Source organism: Longispora fulva, assembly GCF_015751905.1.
In the GTDB taxonomy this organism is placed as follows: domain Bacteria; phylum Actinomycetota; class Actinomycetes; order Mycobacteriales; family Micromonosporaceae; genus Longispora; species Longispora fulva.
This window is the reverse complement of sequence record NZ_JADOUF010000001.1, coordinates 6,617,479-6,635,080: the sequence shown is the minus strand read 5'-3', so window position 1 is coordinate 6,635,080 and position 17,602 is coordinate 6,617,479. Positions and strand designations below refer to the sequence as shown.

19 protein-coding genes are annotated in these 17,602 nt (G+C 71.0%); 8 read left to right on the top strand and 11 right to left on the bottom strand.

Features of this window, described 5'->3' with window-relative positions; translation table 11 throughout:
- Positions 1–23: 23 nt before the first annotated feature.
- Positions 24–251 (bottom strand): glutaredoxin family protein, encoded by a 228-nt coding sequence (locus IW245_RS30350; RefSeq protein WP_197006552.1) that lies wholly within the window; start codon positions 249–251, stop codon positions 24–26.
- A complete protein-coding gene (locus IW245_RS30345) occupies positions 248–1,801 on the bottom strand; it encodes an AMP-binding protein (RefSeq protein ID WP_197006551.1) in 1,554 nt (517 codons plus the stop codon). The genes IW245_RS30350 and IW245_RS30345 overlap by 4 nt, the downstream gene beginning before the upstream one ends.
- A gap of 365 nt (positions 1,802–2,166) precedes the next feature.
- On the opposite strand from IW245_RS30345, the gene IW245_RS30340 reads away from it, so the two are divergent.
- From IW245_RS30340 to IW245_RS30330, 3 genes are all read left to right on the top strand, one after another.
- Positions 2,167–3,030 carry an ECF subfamily RNA polymerase sigma factor, BldN family gene (locus IW245_RS30340; RefSeq protein WP_233472807.1) on the top strand — a complete coding sequence of 288 codons (864 nt, stop codon included), beginning with the start codon at positions 2,167–2,169 and terminating at the stop codon, positions 3,028–3,030.
- A 121-nt stretch (positions 3,031–3,151) separates the two neighbouring features.
- Positions 3,152–4,261 carry a DUF5667 domain-containing protein gene (locus IW245_RS41085; protein ID WP_233472809.1) on the top strand — a complete coding sequence of 370 codons (1,110 nt, stop codon included), beginning with the start codon at positions 3,152–3,154 and terminating at the stop codon, positions 4,259–4,261.
- A 25-nt stretch (positions 4,262–4,286) separates the two neighbouring features.
- Positions 4,287–5,111, top strand: coding sequence for an HAD family hydrolase (locus IW245_RS30330; RefSeq protein WP_197008756.1), 825 nt, complete (start codon positions 4,287–4,289; stop codon positions 5,109–5,111).
- A gap of 107 nt (positions 5,112–5,218) precedes the next feature.
- On the opposite strand, the gene IW245_RS30325 is transcribed toward IW245_RS30330, so the two are convergent.
- From IW245_RS30325 to IW245_RS30305, 5 genes are all read right to left on the bottom strand, one after another.
- Positions 5,219–6,034, bottom strand: coding sequence for a lysophospholipid acyltransferase family protein (locus tag IW245_RS30325; protein WP_233472811.1), 816 nt, complete (start codon positions 6,032–6,034; stop codon positions 5,219–5,221).
- Positions 6,021–6,941, bottom strand: coding sequence for an NAD-dependent epimerase/dehydratase family protein (locus IW245_RS30320; protein WP_233472871.1), 921 nt, complete (start codon positions 6,939–6,941; stop codon positions 6,021–6,023). The genes IW245_RS30325 and IW245_RS30320 overlap by 14 nt, the downstream gene beginning before the upstream one ends.
- 150 nt (positions 6,942–7,091) lie before the next feature.
- On the bottom strand, positions 7,092–7,193 hold the full coding sequence (locus IW245_RS30315) for a 30S ribosomal protein bS22 (protein WP_007465623.1): 102 nt from the start codon (positions 7,191–7,193) through the stop codon (positions 7,092–7,094).
- 84 nt (positions 7,194–7,277) lie between these two features.
- Positions 7,278–7,487 carry a helix-turn-helix domain-containing protein gene (locus IW245_RS30310; protein ID WP_197006549.1) on the bottom strand — a complete coding sequence of 70 codons (210 nt, stop codon included), beginning with the start codon at positions 7,485–7,487 and terminating at the stop codon, positions 7,278–7,280.
- Positions 7,488–7,817: 330 nt separating this feature from the next.
- A complete protein-coding gene (locus tag IW245_RS30305; protein WP_197006548.1) occupies positions 7,818–8,738 on the bottom strand; it encodes a proline dehydrogenase family protein in 921 nt (306 codons plus the stop codon).
- Between the two features lie 132 nt (positions 8,739–8,870).
- Here IW245_RS30305 and IW245_RS30300 point away from each other — a divergent pair, with 132 nt between their 5' ends.
- Complete coding sequence (locus tag IW245_RS30300) at positions 8,871–9,467, top strand: CGNR zinc finger domain-containing protein (protein WP_197006547.1); 597 nt, start codon at positions 8,871–8,873, stop codon at positions 9,465–9,467.
- 114 nt (positions 9,468–9,581) lie between these two features.
- Here IW245_RS30300 and IW245_RS30295 read toward each other — a convergent pair whose 3' ends face one another.
- From IW245_RS30295 to IW245_RS30285, 3 genes are all read right to left on the bottom strand, one after another.
- A complete protein-coding gene (locus tag IW245_RS30295; RefSeq protein ID WP_197006546.1) occupies positions 9,582–10,388 on the bottom strand; it encodes a sugar phosphate isomerase/epimerase family protein in 807 nt (268 codons plus the stop codon).
- A 141-nt stretch (positions 10,389–10,529) separates the two neighbouring features.
- Positions 10,530–11,429: a Ppx/GppA phosphatase family protein gene (locus IW245_RS30290; RefSeq protein ID WP_197006545.1), complete on the bottom strand. Its 900-nt coding sequence runs from the start codon at positions 11,427–11,429 to the stop codon at positions 10,530–10,532.
- Positions 11,430–11,431: 2 nt separating this feature from the next.
- On the bottom strand, positions 11,432–12,028 hold the full coding sequence (locus IW245_RS30285) for a type III secretion system chaperone family protein (protein ID WP_197006544.1): 597 nt from the start codon (positions 12,026–12,028) through the stop codon (positions 11,432–11,434).
- A gap of 34 nt (positions 12,029–12,062) precedes the next feature.
- Here IW245_RS30285 and IW245_RS30280 point away from each other — a divergent pair, with 34 nt between their 5' ends.
- Positions 12,063–12,839, top strand: a complete 777-nt coding sequence (locus tag IW245_RS30280) for a DUF3109 family protein (RefSeq protein WP_233472813.1) — start codon at positions 12,063–12,065, stop codon at positions 12,837–12,839.
- Here the strand turns inward: IW245_RS30280 and IW245_RS30275 are convergent.
- Positions 12,836–13,132, bottom strand: a complete 297-nt coding sequence (locus IW245_RS30275) for a hypothetical protein (protein WP_197006543.1) — start codon at positions 13,130–13,132, stop codon at positions 12,836–12,838. The genes IW245_RS30280 and IW245_RS30275 overlap by 4 nt on opposite strands.
- A 129-nt stretch (positions 13,133–13,261) precedes the next feature.
- Here IW245_RS30275 and IW245_RS30270 point away from each other — a divergent pair, with 129 nt between their 5' ends.
- The 3 genes from IW245_RS30270 (at position 13,262) to IW245_RS30260 (ending at position 17,597) form a co-directional block, all read left to right on the top strand.
- Complete coding sequence (locus IW245_RS30270; protein ID WP_197006542.1) at positions 13,262–14,146, top strand: Scr1 family TA system antitoxin-like transcriptional regulator; 885 nt, start codon at positions 13,262–13,264, stop codon at positions 14,144–14,146.
- A complete protein-coding gene (locus IW245_RS30265) occupies positions 14,109–14,363 on the top strand; it encodes a DUF397 domain-containing protein (RefSeq protein WP_197006541.1) in 255 nt (84 codons plus the stop codon). Before IW245_RS30270 ends, IW245_RS30265 begins: the two co-directional genes overlap by 38 nt.
- 123 nt (positions 14,364–14,486) lie before the next feature.
- Positions 14,487–17,597: an ATP-binding protein gene (locus IW245_RS30260; protein ID WP_197006540.1), complete on the top strand. Its 3,111-nt coding sequence runs from the start codon at positions 14,487–14,489 to the stop codon at positions 17,595–17,597.
- Positions 17,598–17,602 lie beyond the last annotated feature (5 nt).

Sequence of the window (17,602 nt, the reverse complement as noted above, 5' to 3'; positions counted from 1 at the left end):
ATTGACGAAAGAATTACGGCTCGTCAGTGACCGAGATCTCGGCGCAACCGGTCCTCTTCCACCCGCCAGTAGCCATGTTCCCGGCCGTCGAGCAGGACCACGGGCAGCCGGTCGCCGTACTCGCGCTCCAGGGCGATGTCCGAACTCACGTCGACTTCCACCCAGGGCTCCCCGACCCGGTCGAGGGCCTCGCGGGCCGGCTGGCACATCCCGCAGCCGTCCCGGGTGAGCAGGGTGATCCTGGGCGTCACCGCTCCCCCTCGACGACCCGGGCGTCCGGCATGGCGGACCGGTCGGACGCCGGTTCGCCGGCGGTCGCGCCGCCCAGCGCCCGGCCGTCGGTGCGCCACTGCTCGCGCGGGGTGCCCAGCTCCCGCTTGCGGACCTTGCCGGTCACCGAGTGCGGCAGCTCGGCCACGAACTCGATCGCCGTCGGGCACTTGAACCGGGCCAGGCCCCGCTCGCAGTGCGCGATCAGCTCCTCGACCCCGACCGGCTGGCGGACCACGACATAGGCCTTCACGGTCTGCCCTGTGTACGGGTGCGGCACCCCCACCACCGCCGCCTCGACGACGTCCGGGTGGCCACACAGGACCAGTTCGACCTCGTGCGGGTAGACGTTGAAGCCGGAGACGAGGATCAGTTCGCCGAGCCGGTCGACGAGGAACAGGTCCCCGTCCGGGTCGGCGTACGCGACGTCGCCCGTGTGCCACCAGCCCTCGGCGTCGGGGCCCTCGCGGCGGTCGGGCCAGTACCCCTCGAAGAGGTTGTCGCCCCTGGCCATGATCTCGCCCGGGTCGCCGGGTTCCACCTCGTCGCCGTCGAAGTCGACGAGCATGATCTCCACCCCGGGCACCGGCCGGCCGATCGAGCCTCGCTTCGGTCGGAGACCGAGAGAGCCGCTCAGCGGTGGGCCGCCGACCAGGGTGCTGGTCAGGACCGGGGCGGTCTCCGTGAGGCCGTACCCCTCGAAGATCGGGTGTCCGCTCGCGGCCTGGAACCGGCGCGCGGTGTCGACGTCCAACGGCGCGGCGCCGCTGACCGAGATCCGCAGGCTGTCCAGCGAGAGGGCTAGGTCGGGCAGCAGCGACCAGGCGACGTACATCGGCGGCACGCCGAGAATCGTGGTCACGCCCTGCCGGCGCACCTGCTCGAGGGTGTCGACGGGGTCGAAGCGCTCCACGAGCACCCCGGTCGCGCCGTGGTAGGCGACGGCGCCGAGGCCCGAGTTCAGGCCGTAGGCGTGGAAGAGCGGGACGGCCAGCAGCACGACGTCGTCCGACCGGACGATCGGCGGATCGACCTGCGACAACTGGTCGTGGTTGGCGATCAGCGCCCGGTGGGTGAGCATCGCGCCCTTGGGCATCCCCGCCGTCCCGGACGTGTAGAGCAGCGCGGCGAGCCCGCCGCCCGGGTCAGCGACCGGGCCCCCGGTCAGCGGGATGTCGTCGAAGTCCACGCCGCCCAGCCCGATCACCAGGGCCGCGCCGGAGTCGTCGAGGACGTGGTCGCGCTCCCGGTCGGTGTACGAGGGATTGATCGGCACCGCGATCAGACCGGCCCGCCAGATGCCGTACAAGGCAGCGACGAACTCCACTGTGTTCGGTAGCATGACCGCGACCCGGTCGCCTGGAGCCACGGCTCGGACCAGCAGGCCCCGGGCCGTCGCGTCCACCAGACTGTCCAGCTCGCCCCAGGTCACGGTGCGGGCCCCGGCGACGAGCGCTGTGCGCTCGGGGTCGCGGGCCGCCGCACGGCGGATCAGGTCGGCGAGGTTCTCAGGCTCATCGAGGGAGTGCACGCGGCCGAGTCTGGCACAACTGGGTGGTCTCGTGCTGATCAACCCCGGTTCGATCGCCCACTATGCGAGGTTTCACCCAAACCAACCCGGTCCAAACTTGCATTCCAGACATTTAGTGCGGCGTGTCGGATTCCGGTACGGGCGTGTCGTGCCACAAATGACGGACAGTAAGTGCGACGACTACCCGCTGCGGCAGCATACTGTTTCACTGCGTATCGGAGTTCGGACATGTGGAAGATTTGCGGTCGTATCATCACCGAGTCGGCCATTCCAGTGCGTGCTCGCTCCCGACACCCCTCGCCTGAGGAGGCCCCTGTGCCCGTCGAAGCACCATCTGTCCACCACTGTCCCCTGGTGGGTGACAGGTGAACGGACTATCGCTGCCCGCGGACGACGTGTTCGGAGTGCGGCAGACCCTGACGGATGGGCTCACGTCCCTGCGGATCCTGCTCGCGGGCGCCCTGCGCAGCGACGAGGGGGTGGTGCGCCGCCCCCGGCCCAATGCCGGGCCGGCCGCACGCGGCCCGGTCGCCGGCGGCAGCACGCTGACCCCGCCGCGCCGCAACGCCGGGCCGACCGACACGGCGCCGGTCACCGAGGAGGCCATTCCCGGGGGTACGCCGGAGCCGCCGCCCACCCCGCCGGCCCGCCCCGACCCGGGCGACGCCGGCGCGGAGGTGTGGGCGCTGATCGAGCGCGCGCAGGCCGGCGAGGCGCGGGCGTTCGGGATGCTCTACGAGCGGTACGTGGACACGGTGTTCCGGTACATCTACTTCCGGGTCGGCAACCGCCCCCTGGCCGAGGACCTGACCTCGGACACGTTCCTGCGCGCCCTGAAGCGGATCAGCAGCTTCACCTGGCAGGGCAGGGACCTGGGCGCGTGGCTGGTCACCATCGCGCGGAACCTGGTGGCCGACCACTTCAAATCCGGCCGGTACCGGCTCGAGGTCGCCACGGCTGACGTCCTCGACGCCGACCGGGAGGAACGCGGCCCCGAGGGCAGCCCCGAGGCCGCCGTCATCGACAAGCTGACCAACGTGACCCTGCTGACCGCGGTCAAGCAGCTCAACCCCGAGCAGCAGGAGTGCATCGTGCTCCGCTTCCTCCAGGGGTTCTCGGTCGCCGAGACGGCCCAGACGATGGGAAAGAACGAGGGCGCGATCAAGGCCCTGCAGTACCGCGCCGTCCGGGCCCTGGCCCGCCTGCTCCCCGAGGGCTTCACGCTATGAATATGGGGATATGCGAAGTTCGCCAGATGATGCGAATCACGTTCGTGACCAGGGCCGTAACCCCTGGCCGGCCCAGGGAGTTTGTCAGGGTGCGGCACACGAATGAATGGGGGTGCGCACGGTGAACGCATTTCTGCTCAAGCGGCGCCAGACTGAACGCTTCGCCCAGCTCCTGGACGAACAGGGCGGTGGGCCCCGGCACCACGTCCGGACCGAGTACGACCCGGACCTGTCCGGGATGTTCCCGGTCGTCGACCGGCTGACCGGCCTCGGACACGCGGTCGACTCGGCCCCGGCGCCCGACTTCAAGCGCGACCTGCACGCCATGCTGATGGCCACCATCGAGCGGGACGGCATCGGCGTCACCGCCGCGGACCAGACCGTCGAGGAGGCTCCCCGGGCGTCCCGGGGCCGGCGGGTGCGGATCGCCGCCATCGCCGGCCTGGCCGCCGGCACGCTCGCCGTGTCCAGCATGAGCATGGCCAGCGGCGACGCCAATCCCGGCGACGCCCTGTACGGGATGAAGCGGTCCACGGAGAAGGCGCAACTGGCCCTCGCCGGCACCGACATCAGCAGGGGCCAGCTCTACCTGCAGTTCGCCAGGACCCGGATGGACGAGGCGCTCACGATCGCCGGGGACCCCGACGCGCTCGGCTCGGTCCTCAACGACATGGACAACGAGACCCGCCAGGGCGTCCGGCTCCTGACCAGCGGGGCCGTCGACCGCAAGGACGCCACGGCCCTCGACGCGGTGGACGCGTTCGTCGCCGTCCAGCGCAGGGGTATGGCCGACCTGCTCAGCCGGACCGAGGGGGACAGGGGCCGGGCGGTCACGTCGCTCACCCTGCTCGACGAGGTGGCGACCCGGTCGGCGAGCCTGCGCGGCGTGCTGAACTGCATGACCAGCACCGGCAGCGTCCTGGACGACCTGGGTCCGATCCCGCAGAAGTGCGGCCCGACCGGCGGCCGGCCCACCGAGAGCACCCCGACCCCGGGCCGGCCCACGCACGGCGCGGGCAGCTCCCAGCCGGGCACCAAGGCCCCGGTCGTGGTGGTGCCCACTGTGGTGCCGAGCATGCTCCCCGGCGGCGGCAACGGGCCGCTGGACAAGCTGCCCATCGTCGGGAACAGTGCGACGCCGACCCCGTCGGCCAGCGCGGCACCCGCCAACGGTGGCGGCGGCGGGCTGCTCGATACGGTCGGGAAGATCCTCGGCGGGATTTTCGGCTAGCGGGTCTACCCTCAGACGTGTGGAGATGAAAACGGGCTGGGCCTCCGCCGAGGTGGAGGCCGCCCTATCGGTGCCGCAGGACCCCACCGCTGCGGCCTTCTTCGACGTCGACAACACCATGGTGCGCGGCGCGTCGATCTACTACTTCGCCCGGGGCCTCGCCTCGCGCAGGTTCTTCTCGCACCGCGATCTCGCGAAGTTCGCGTGGGCCCAGGTCAAGTTCCGGGTCGGCGGGTCGGAGGACCCGGCCGAGATCGAGGAGGCCAAGAAGTCCGCGCTGTCGTTCGTCGCCGGCCGGCACGTCTCCGAGCTGGTCGGGCTCTGCGAGGAGATCTTCGACGAGCTGATGGCGCACCGGATCTGGTCCGGCACCCGGGCCCTCGCCCAGCTGCACCTCGACGCCGGCCAACGGGTCTGGCTGGTCACCGCGGCGCCGGTCGAGCTGGGGGACATCATCGCCCGCCGGCTGGGCCTCACCGGGGCCCTGGGCACCGAGGCCGAGGTCGTGGACGGGATCTACACCGGCCGGCTCGTCAACGACCTGCTGCACGGGCCGGCGAAGCCCCTCGCGATCGGGCAGCTCGCCGCGAAGGAGGGGCTGGACCTGGCGCGGTGCACCGCGTACAGCGACTCGGCCAACGACGTGCCGATGCTCAGCTGCGTGGGGCACGCCGTGGCCGTGAACCCCGACCCGAAGCTGCGCCGGGCCGCGCACCGGGCGGGCTGGGAGGTGCGCGACTTCCGGACCGTGCGCAAGGCGGCGAAGGTGACCGCGCCGGTGGTGGTGGCCGGGGTGCTCGGCACGCTGGCGGTCATCTGGGCGATCCGGGCGGCCCGGCGGCGGGGCTGAGGCCCCACAGAGGTGCCGCCGCTGCCGGCCCAGGGACGCGGCGTAACCGTCAAAGGGTCTTGATCTGAGCTGTTGATCTGACGTCTTGGCCTGCGGGCCCCACCCATTCAGGCAAAGGGATCCGGGCGCTTGAGGAGGAGCGCGTCCAGGGTCGTCTGGATCGTCTCGCGGACCTGGTCGCCCAGGTTGAAGATGACCGCGGGGTCGTCGACGGCGTCGGCGTAGTCCGCCGTCTCGATCGGCTTGCCGACCTCGATCAGCCACTTGCTCGGCAGCGGGACGGCACCCAGCGGCCCGAGCCACGGGAACGTCGGGGTCACCGGGAAGTACGGGATCTTCAGCAGCCGGGCCAGGGGCTTGATGTCCCCGATCAGCGGGTAGATCTCCTCTGCGCCCACGATGGACACCGGGATGATCGGCGCGCGGGTCTTCAGCGCCGCCGAGACGAAGCCGCCCCGGCCGAACCGCTGCAACTTGTACCGCTCGCGGAACGGCTTCCCGACCCCCTTGAACCCCTCGGGGAACACGCCCACCAGCTCGTCGGTGTTGAGCAGCCGCTCGGCGTCGGGATTGCAGGCCAGGGTCGCACCGGACTTGCGGGCGTACTCCCCCAGCACCGGGGTGTCGAACACGAAGTCGGCACCCAGCAGGCGGAGCATCCGGTGCTCCGGGTGCTCGTCATGGATGCCGAGGGACAGCATCATCGCGTCCACGGCGATCGTGCCGGAGTGGTTGGCGACGACCAGCGCCCGCCCGGTGGCCGGAATGTTCTCCAGGCCGATCATCTCGACCCGGAACCACTTCTTGTACAGCGGGCGCAGCAGCGGGAAGAAGACGTTCTCCGTCATGTCCGGGTCGAAGCCGAACTCGTCGACGTCGTAGTCGCCGTCGAGCCGACGGCGGAGGAAGTCACCGAACGACACTGACGAACTCCTTGAAGGTGTCAGGCGTGGAGCGGGGGGAGAAGCCGTACTCCGCGACGAGCCGCGACACGTCCACCACCCTGCCGTGCACCAGGAACTCCAACTGGTCGATGGAGATGTCGAACAGCCGTCCCACTGCGCCCATCGCGAGGCCCGGCACGGGGACCGGCGTCTTGCCGGCCCGCCGGATGGCCTGGGACAGCAGCAGCACCCCGGGGCCTGCGACGTTGAACACGCCCGGGTGGTCCTCGACGACCGAGCGGCGGAGGACCTCCAGCGCGTCGTCCACGTGCACGAACTGCACCCTGGGGTCGAAACCGGCGGCGGTGGGCACGAAGGCCTGGTCGAAATACCTGGTCAGGGCCGTGTCGGCCGTGGGGCCCAGGAAGGGGGAGAACCGCAGCACCGTGGCCACGGCGTCGGGGCGACGGCGACGGAAGCCGCGCACGTACCCCTCGATGTCGAGGATGTCCTTCACGAAACCGCCGCGCGGGACGGCGCGCAGCTCGGTGTCCTCGGTGAAGATCGCGGGGTCGCGGGACGATGCCCCGTACGCGGCACTGGAGGAGCGGACGACCACCTTGCGCAGGCTCTCGGCCCGCTGGCAGGCGGCGAGGAGCTGCAACGTACCGATGACGTTGAGTTCCTTCATCGCGTCCCGGCCGCCGTCGCGGAACGGCATGGCCGCCACGGCCATGTGCACCACAGTCTCGACCCGGGCCCGGTCCAGCAGTTGGGCCAGCGCCGGGCCCTGAGTCGGGTCGACAACGGAGAAGTCCACCCCCGCGCCGGCCAGGACCTTCGCCAGGTCGGGCGTGGGGGGAACGACATCCACCGCGAGAACCGTCGCGTCCGCGGCGAGCTTGGCCGCGGTGTGTGCTCCCAGATACCGCCCGGCCCCGGTCACCAGGACCGTGCCGCCGGACGGGTGCCCCGCAGCCGCCGGCCGGGTGGCCGACGTGGTGCGCGGGCGAACGGAGGCCGCCAATGACTCAGACACGGGCGGCTCCCCAGGGGATGGCAAGTGGATCAGCGCCGGAAATGACCGGCGCCGAGATCACTTGCCGAGACGGCGACGCTGGACGCGGGTCTTGCGCAGCAGCTTGCGGTGCTTCTTCTTAGCCATGCGCTTGCGGCGCTTCTTGACCACGGAGCCCATACGGCAACCCCTCGAGAGTCGGAAGGTGAACCTGTTCAGGGTAGCCGTAGCATCCACGGCGGGCTAATCGGCCCGGCGGGATGCTCAGGTTGAGTCCGAAAACGCCCCTTTGAGGTACGTGTGCACCGCCTGCTCGGGGACCCGGAACGACCGTCCGACCCGGACGGCCGCCAGCTCCCCGGAGTGCACCAGCCTGTAGACCGTCATCTTCGAGACCCGCATCAACAGCGCCACCTCGGCGACGGTGAGGAACCGCACCTCTCCGAGCCGGCTCTCGCTCTGCGCGACGGACATGACCACCACCTGCGCCTCTCCCGGCCGCTCGGCGACGACACCGCACGTCCGTGCACTTCCACACGGCGGCCGACGGCGGAGCCGCCATCAGCGGACACGCACGTGCTCCTTGTACGGTAACGGGGCGGGTGTGGCCAGCGCGATAGCTCTACGTAATCGAAGTGTGTCACGGTTGCCATTTGTGCAGCTCAAACCCTAACGAGGCACGTATTTCCGCCAATAGGCGACAGAAGCGTTGACATCCCTTGGGCGGCGTGGCGGCCGGCGTGGCGAGAAACACGCCGCCCCCGGCGCGCACGGGGCGGGCCGGGGGCGGCGGACAGCTGGGACCTATTTCTTGGTGGCCAGGGCCCGGGCGAAGAAGCCCAGGTTCGCCGGGCGCTCGGCGAGGCGGCGCATCAGGTAGCCGTACCACTCGGTGCCGTAGGGGACGTAGACCCGGACCGTGTAGCCGTCGCGGGCCAGGCGGCGCTGCTCCTCCGGGCGGACCCCGTAGAGCATCTGGAACTCGAACGAGTCACCCGAGCGGTCGAACCACCGCGAACGGTCCTCGCCGATCGTGATCAGGCGCGGGTCGTGGGTGGCGAGCATCGGGTAGCCGGCACCGGACATCAGGGTGTTCACGCAGCGCACGTAGGACTTGTCCACGTCGAGGGCCGTCTGGTAGGCCACCGACTCCGGCTCCTTGTACGCCCCCTTGCACAGCCGCACCCGCGACCCGGAGACCGCCAGCTCCCGGCAGTCCGCCTCGGTCCGCCGCAGGTACGACTGGAGCACCGCGCCCGTGGTCGGGAAGTCCTTGCGCAGCTCGGCGAGCATGTCGAGCGTGGAGTCCGTGGTGGTGTGGTCCTCCATGTCGAGGGTCACCGTCGTGCCGGCCTTCATCGCCGCGGCGCAGATCTCCCGCGCGTTGGCCAGCGCCAGCTCCTCGTCGAACTTCTGCCCGAGCGCCGACAGCTTCAGGCTGACCTCGGCCTCCGGGGTCAGCTCCGCGGCGTCGAGCGCTGCCAGCAGCCGCAGGTACTCGTCCTTCGTCGCGGTCGCCTGCTCCGCCGTGAACGTGTCCTCGCCGAGGAAGTCCAGCGTGACGGCGAGACCGTCGGCGACCAACTCGCGGGTCGCGGCCAGCGCGTCTTCGGTGGTGTTGCCCGCGACGAAACGGCGGACCACGTCCCGGCTGACCGGGGCCTTCTCGACCAGCCGCTCGACCCGCTTGCTGCGGGCCGCGGCGAGGATTACCGAACGGAGCATGGTTCGAAGGGTATCCGGCGGTCGTCCCATCTTTGGCGAGGGGGACCACCTGGCAGGGTAAGGAGTGTGAACTGTAAGGACTTGTGACGCTCGATGCTGGTTACTTCGCCGGTGATTGTCTACCGTTAGGGCGTGGATTTCGATCAGTACGCCCAGACTGCGGTTGATCTTGTCAACGCGCCGCTGGGCGACATGGACGCCCTCGTGGCGTTCTTCGACGGGCACCCGTGGCGGCAGAGCAAGCTCGCCGAGCGGGACCTCGTCACCATGCGGCGCGCCCAGAAGCGGCTCCGGGGAGTCTTCGAGGCCGGCACGTCGGGCAACGACCCCGAGGCCGTCACCGAGCTCAATGCTCTCCTGCAGGCCCACCCGATGCAACCCCGGATCTCCGGGCACGACTCCACCGACTGGCACATGCACGTGACCGGTCGCGGGGAGGCGGTGAGCGCGGAGTACCTGGCCGGTGCGGTGTGGGGCCTGTCGGTGTGGCTGTGCGAGCACGGCAGCGCCCGGTTCGGGGTGTGCGCCGACGAGCGGTGCGGCAACGTGTACCTGGACACCTCGTCGAACTGCTGTCGGCGGTTCTGCTCCGAGCGGTGCGCGACCCGGTCGCATGTCGCCGCGCACCGGGCCAGGAAGAAGGCCGAGTTGCAGGCACAGCAGCTGCCGGTCGGCGCGGCCCGGCCCGAGGCGGCCGTCGGGGCCGTGGCGGCCGAGGCGCTCCGCTAGTCGGAGCGGCCGGCCATAGGCACGGTCCGCCACGCGGCAGCCGGGCCCGGTTCGGTGGCCGTCACGGGCGGGCCCGGTTCGGTGGCCGCGCCGGGTGGGCGCGGCCCGTTTTCGTCAGCTGGCCGCCGGCACCGTCGACGGCGTCAGGTAGCGCCGGGCGAACGCCAGCGCCTCCGCGAGGTCGGCCTCCCGGGCGGCCCGGGACGTCGCCTTGCGGGTGTTGACCTCCATCGACACCTGCCCGGTGAACCCGCCGTCGGCCAGCGCCGTCAGCACCTCCGCGCACGGCTGGGTGCCCCGGCCGGGCACCAGGTGCTCGTCGGTGCCCTTGCCCGTGCCGTCGCCGAGGTGCAGGTGCGTCATCGCGTCGCCCATCGCCCCGAGCAGCTCCAGACCGTCCATCTTGGCGGCGGCGCAGTGCGACAGATCCAGCGTGTACGCCTGGTAGCCGACCTCCGTCGGGTCCCAGTGCGGGGAGTAGGGGACGAACTCGCGGCGCGCCATCCGGATCGGATACATGTTCTCCACGGCGAACCGGACCGCGGGGTGCTGGCGGGTCAGCCGGTCGAGGCCGTCGACGAACGTCCGGGCGTAGTCGCGCTGCCAGGCGAACGGCGGATGCACGACGACCGTCGGCGCACCCATCTCCTCGGCGAGGATCGCGGCCCGGCGCAGCCGTTCCCACGGATCCGGACTCCAGACACGCTGGGTGACCAGAAGGCACGGAGCGTGGATGGCGAGGACCGGCACGCCATAGTGTGCGGAGAGCTGGCGCAGGGCCGTGGCGTCCTGGCTCACGGCGTCGGTCCACACCATGACCTCGACGCCGTCATAGCCGAGACCCGCCGCGAGCTCGAACGCGGCGGGAGTGGCCTCGGGGTAGACGGAAGAACTGGAGAGCAGGACCGGAATCGGCGTCACCTACCCAGGGTAGCCGTGTCCGGATGATCACCGTGTGTAGGGCGTGTTACGTCCAGGTGACTTCAGACGGGGCCGCCCGGCCCGGAGCACGCCACCGCAGGCCAGGCCCCGGCCGTCGAGCGGCCGGGGCGGGCCGGGCCGTCAGGCGTAATCCAGCCAGCGCAGGATCATGCCCTCCCGCAACGCCCACGGGCAGATGTCGAGCTTCTCCACCCCGAGCTGCCGCATGGCGACCTCCGCGACCACCGCCCCGGACACCAGCTGATGCGCCCGCCGGGGGCTGACCCCGTCCAACTCCCCCAACGCCGCCGGATCCATCCGCCGGATGAAACTGAGCACCTGGTGCACGCCCTCCCTGGTCAGGGTGCGCGGCGCCCACAACCCGGCCCGGGACGGCGCGGCCCCGGCGAGCCGCGCCAGACTCCGGAACGTCTTCGACGTCGCCGCCGCCCGGTCCCAGCCGTGCGCCTTCAGCTCCGGCACCACCGGCGCGAGCAGTTTCTCCACGTGTTCGGTCAGCCCGTCGAGGTCGTCGCCGTAGTTCCGGGTGAGCCGGCCGGCGCCGAGCGGCAGGGACATGGCCACGGCGGGCAGTTCGTCGCCGCCGGCCGCGAGTTCGAGGGAACCGCCGCCGATGTCGAGGAGCAGCAGCTTGCCGGCCGACCAGCCGAACCACCGCCGGCCGGCGAGGAACGTCAGCCTGGCCTCGTCCTCGCCGCTGAGCACGCCGAGGACCACGCCGGTCTCCGCCTTGACCCGGGCCAGCACCTCTTTGCCGTTGCCGGCGTCGCGCAGCGCGGAGGTCGCGAACGCCAGCATCTCCTCGACGCCGTTGTCCTCCGCGGCCTGGCGGGCGGTCTTCACGGCCTCGACCAGCGCTTCGGCGCCTTCCGCCGTGACCCGCCCGCGTGCGTCCAAGTGCTCGGCGAGCCGGATGACGCTCTTCTCGGAGTGCGCCGGCCAGGGGTGACCGCCCCGGTGGGCGTCCACGACGAGCAGGTGGACGGTGTTGGAACCGACGTCGAGCACGCCGAGCCGCATGGTCAGACTGCCGGGTACGGAGTCGGGGTCGGGTACCGGTCGAACAGCCCCGCCGGGATGCCCGCCGCGATCGTGACCAGCGCGTCGAGGGTGTTCAGCAGCTCCTCCTCGGACACCTCGCGGTCGAGGCGCTCGATGGCGAGCAGGTCGCGGCCCTCGATCCGCCAGTCCATGCTCCGGTGTTTGCGGAGCACGGCCACGGCCTCGACGTGCAGGACGGCGGCTGCGAGGTCCGCGTCGGCCGCGTATACCTCGTAGCGCTGGGCGAGGTCGGGGTCCTCGGCCTCGAAGCCGTACCCGAACGGGCCCGGGTCGACGGCGCCGACCGGCGGGGCGAGGGCGAACCTGGGCAGCCGGCCCGGCAGGGACGTGGCCATGACCAGGAAGTTCTCGTCGCCGGTGAGCAGGCAGAACGCCGCAACGGGCCGTTCGCGGTACTCGCCGGACACCACGTCAGCGGCCCTCTTCGAGCCGGACCAGGTGTCGAACGGCGGGCCGCCCCACCGGTCGGCGAACCCCTGGTCGTTCTCCCGGTAGCTCCAGCCCTGGGCCAGGGCGACGCCGCGCAACGAATCTACGGTGAACACATCATCAGTCACACGCCCCATCATGCCCTGCGCGTAATCTGACCTGGTGACGCAGCGTGCAATACCTACGAAAGAAGTGGCCCTCGACTTTCCGCGCGAGTGGATCGAGTTCGTGGACCCGGGCGACGCCGAGCACATGGTCAGGGCCGATCTGACCTGGTTGCTGTCCCGGTGGGCGTGCATCTTCGGCCGGGGTTGTCATGGAATCACCCCCGGCGGGTCGCCGGACGGCTGCTGCTCACACGGCGCGTTCTTCACCGACGATGACGACGAGAACCGGGTGAAGGCCGCCGTCAAGAAGCTCACCCCGGACACGTGGCAGCACTTCCGCAAGGGCTTCAAGAACTACACGGAGATGGACGACCTGGAGGACAAGCCCGCCCGACGGACCGCGACCGAGGACAACGCGTGCGTGTTCCTGAACCGGGCCGGGTTCGCCGGCGGCGCGGGGTGCGCGTTGCACGCCCAGGCGTTGCGGGACGGGGTGCACCCGCTGGAGTACAAGCCGGACGTGTGCTGGCAGTTGCCCATTCGGCGGGAGCAGAGCTGGGTGCAGCGGCCCGACGACACGAAGGTTTTGCTGGACGTGGTCGGGGAGTTCGACCGGCGCGGCTGGGGCGAGGGCGGGCACGACCTGCACTGGTGGTGCACGTCGTCCCCGGAGGCGCACACCGGCACCCAGCCGATGTATCTGGAGTACGGCCCGGAGCTGATCGCGCTGATCGGGCAGCCGGCGTATGACAAGTTGGCGGAGTTGTGCGCGGCGCGGCTGGCCAGCGGCCTGATCGCGATCCACCCGGCGACGGCCGCGGCGACCGGCTAGACCTTGCAGTCGCCCTCGTGGCCGGAGGGGCGGCGGCAGCGCCCGGCGCAATAGACGTCGACCGGCTTGCCGTCCGGCAGGAGCAGGGTGGCCGTGCCGCAGGCGACGTCGTCGCCGGCCCGTAGGTGCTGGATGCCCTTGGCGATGGAATATGCCACGGCGTGTGCGTGCTCCGGCGAGACCGCCGAGAAGCTCACCCTGAATTCGCAGGCCAGCTCCTCGTCATAGCCCGGGACCCCGCAGCCGCAACCGACCTTCTCCAGCAGCTCACTGAACCTGTCCTCGATCATCATGGCAACCTCCTGTGTGGCTCAGGTCACTCGACGTTAGATCGCCGTCTCCTATTTATGCAAGTTGCAAGCATCAAGATCTTTTGATGGGTACTGTTGCCACAGCGTGCCCGGTCGGGAAAGATGTCCGGTATGGCGACCCCGACATTCGTGACCCGGCAGCTCGGTCGGCGGCTGAGGGAGATCCGGGACGAGTGCGACTTCACGCTCCGCGACGTGGGGAAGTATCTGGGCAAGGACTCGACCGTGATCTCGAAGATGGAGAGCGGCAACGTCGGCGTGAAGCGGGGCGACCTGCTGGCCTTCATGGAGATGTACGCGATCGGCCACGACTCCGACCTCCGCGCCGAACTGATCGGCATGTTCGAGGAGACCATCCGGGTGCCGTGGTGGGGCGAATACGCCGAACACGCAAGCCAGGGCCTCCTGGACCTGATCTGGCTGGAACAACACGCGACCAGCGTCGGCGCATATGAGACCGACGCGATCCCGGGCCTGCTCCAGACCTTCGAATACGCTGCGGCTGTGATCGAAGCGGTCCCGAACCTCGCCGACGACAGGCGAGCTGGCGTTCTCGAATTGCGGATGCGCCGCCAGGGACTCCTCACTCAGACGGGTCGCCGACCGGAGCTGACATTTGTGCTGGCGGAAGCCGTGCTCCGCCAAGAGTTCGATGACCCCGAGATCATGCGGAACCAGCTCCAACACCTGCTCACCGTCGCCGATCAGCCCGGGGTGATACTCCGAGTGCTTCCACTCCCGCGCGGCTACAGACCTGGTGCTCGCGGCTCCTTCGTGCTGCTAGAAATGCCAAGCCCCTATCCAGCAGTCGCTTATCAAGAGACCCTGGTCGGGACCAAGCTCTTCATCGAAGCTTCTGAAATCGAGATCGCCCGCTCCGTCTATGCTGGCCTCATCGGTCAGGCGCTCAGCAAGGCCCGGTCGAGCGCGCTGATCGAGACGCTGCTGGAGGAGCTGGATGAACAACCTGCGGAGCGCGAATTGGCGAAGGGGTAGCCGCAGCGCTGGGACCGGAAACTGCGTCGAGGTCGCCCCATTCAACGGCCTCGCCTGGCGAAGGAGCAGCCGCAGCGCTGACACCGGCAATTGTGTCGAGGTGGCTGTCGGGGTGGGGCTCGTTGGGGTGCGGGATTCGAAGTTGGGTGACGAGTCGCCCGTGTTGGTGGTGTCCGCTGAGGACTGGCGGGGCTTTCTCGCCGCCGTACGCGGCTGAGGGACCTTCCCGCGGATCGGCCGCCGCGCGTCGGAGCAGAGACGCGGCGTCACCGAATGACGGGGTTGATCTAGGTTTTCGCGCCCGCTTGAACGCCGGGTGGGGCGTGGCAGAATCAGCCGGATGCAGATCGGGATGCTGGGGCCGTTCGAGGTTCGCGCGGACGGCGTCCTCGCCGACGTGCCGGGTGCCCGGCTGCGCGCGCTGCTGATCGCGCTCGCGCTCCAGCCGGGGCATGTGGTGCCGAAGGGGACCCTGATCGACTGGATCTGGGGGGAGCAGCCGCCGTCGGACGCGGCGAACGCCTTGCAGCGCCTGGTTTCCCGGCTGCGGAAGACGCTGCCGGACGGGGCGGTCGAAGGGCAGGCGGGCGGCTACCGGTTGGTGGTGGCGCCCGACGCTGTCGATGCCGTGCGGTTCGAGCGGCTCGTCGGTCTCGCGCGTGAGGACGAGCCGGAGCGGCTGCGGTTGCTGTGTGAGGCCCTCGGGTTGTGGCGCGGTGCGGCCATGCAGGAAGTCGGATTGCAGGACAGTGCGGCGTTCGACGCGGCGGCCGGCCGGCTCGAGGGGCTGCGGCTGGCCGCCATGGAGGACCGGTTCGAGGCGGAGGTCGGCCCGGGGCTGGTCGCGGAGCTGACCGACCTGGTGGCTGCGCATCCGGTGCGGGAACGGCTGGTCGCGGCGCTGATGCGTTCCCTGGCCGCGGCCGGTCGCGACAGCGAGGCCCTCCTCGTCTACGAGCGCACGCGCGAAGCCCTGGCCGACGCGCTGGGCGTCGACCCCTCCGCCGAACTGGCCGCCGTGCACGTCGCGCTGCTGCGGGGCGAGCTGGGGCGGCGGGAGGAGAACCGGAGGACCAACCTGCGGGCCGAGCTGACCAGCTTCGTCGGCAAGGACGCCGACGTCACAGCGGTCCGTGAACTCGTCGCCGACCACCGGCTGACCACCCTGATCGGGCCGGGCGGCTCCGGGAAGACCCGGCTGGCCACGGAGACCGCGCGCACGCTGCTCGACGAGCTGCCCGACGGGGCCTGGCTGGTGGAACTCGCGGCCATCGGCGCCGACGGGGACGTGGCGCAGGCGACGCTCGCCGGGCTCGGCCTCCGCGACGCCCTGCTCGGCGGGACGTCGAACGCCGAGCCGGCGGACCGGCTGATCGCCGCGATCCGCGAGCGGGACGCGCTGCTGATCCTGGACAACTGCGAGCACGTGATCGAGGCGGCGGCGGCGTTCGCGCACCGGGTGCTCGGGGAGTGCCGGCGGCTGCGGATCCTGGCGACCAGCAGGGAACCGCTCGGCATCACCGGGGAGGCGTTGTGGCTGGTCGAGCCGCTGGCCCTGCCGGAGGGCGGGGCCGACCCCGGGTCCTCGCCGGCCGTCCGGTTGCTGCGGGACCGGGCGGGCGCGGTGCGCAAGGATCTCGCGGTCGACGCCCGGACGTTGGCGACGATGGTGCGGGTCTGCCGGGCGCTGGACGGGATGCCGCTGGCGATCGAACTGGCCGCTGCCCGGTTGCGGACCATGACCATCGACCAGCTCGCCAACGGGCTGCACGACCGGTTCCGGCTGCTGACCGGGGGGAGCCGGACAGCGTTGCCCCGGCACAAGACGCTGCGGGCGGTGATCGACTGGAGCTGGGAGCTGCTGACCGACGCCGAACGGATGGTGCTGCGCAGGCTCTCGGTGTTCTCCGGCGGGGCGAGCCTGGACGCGGCCGAACGGGTCTGCGTCGGTGCCGCCGTCCGGCAGGAAGACGTGCTCGAACTGCTCACGTCGCTGACGGAGAAGTCCCTGCTGCGCACCGAACAGGACGGCGCCCCGCGCTACCGGATGATCGGGACGATCCGGGAGTACGCCGGGCTCAGGCTCGCGGAGGCCGGGGAATCCGATCAGGCGCGGCACGCGCACCTCGCCCACTTCACCGAACTCGCCGAGACCGCCGAACCGCACCTCCGCCGCGCCGAGCAGGTCGAATGGCTCGCCACGCTCGTGGTCGAACACGACAACATCGGCGCCGCCCTGCGCGGTGCCTGCGCCGCCGGTGAGGCGCAGTCGGCGATGCGGCTCGCGGCCGGCACCGGCTGGTACTGGTGGCTGGGCGGGCACCGGTCCGAAGGCATGGAACTGATCACCGCGGCCACCGCCACGCCCGGCGAGGTGACCGACGAGATCCGTGCCATGGTGTACGCGCTGGTGGTGCAGTTCATGACCTCCGGGCTGGGCGACGCGCACCAGGTCGCGGAGTGGATCCACAAGGCGTACCAGCTCAGCCTGCGCAGCCAGGGCGGACACCCGCTGATCGGGTTCATCGTCCCGCTGGAACTCATGGTGCGGGCACCCGACGAGGTCCTGTCCGCGTGGGAATCCCTGCTGGAGCACGAGGACCCCTGGGCGCGCGCGATGGTGAGGCTGCACCTCGGCAAGACCCGGGTGCTGCTCGGCCAGGCCGGGCGGGAGGCCGACGAGCACCTGGAGCGGGCGCTCGCCGAGTTCCGGGCCGTCGGCGAACGGTTCGGGATCTCCTTCGCCCTGACCGAACTGGCGGACCGGATCGCCGTCCGCGGCGAGTTCGCCGGCGCGTGCGCGTACTACGAACAGGCGGTCGCCGTCGTCACCGAGGTCGGCGCCATCGAGGACGTCATCCGGCTGCGCGCCCGACAGGCCCAGCTGTACTGGCTGCTCGGCGACGAGGACTCCAGCGCCGCCGCCCTCGCCGACGCCCAGCGGTGCGCCGAACGGGTCACCTGGCCGAGCGCGCTGGGCATGCTGGCCCTCTCCCGGGCGGAACTGGCCCGCTGGCACGGCGACGCCGAGGAGGCGCTCCGGCAACTCGGCGTCGCGACGAGGACCCTGGGCGAGGAGGCGGAGTGGGCGCACGTCCGCGCGCTGACGTCCGACCTGCTCGGCTACCTCGCCGACGATCAGGGCCAGGCCCGCGCGCACCACGCGGCCGCCGTCCAGGCGGCCACCGAGGCGGGGCACGCGCCCCTGATCGCCCTGGTCCTCGTCGGCGTCGCGGACCTGGCCCTGCGCCGCGACGAGCCCGCGCAGGCCGCGCGGCTGCTCGCGGCCAGCGCCGGCGTGCGCGGGCTGGAGGACCGTTTCCACCCGGACGTGGCCCGAATCGGACAGGCCGCACGCGTGCGCCTCGGCGACACGGGGTTCGCCGAGGCTACGCGGGAGGGCACGCTCGCCAACTGGTCCCACCTGGTCGAGGTCACGCTCGGCCCCTGAGGCCG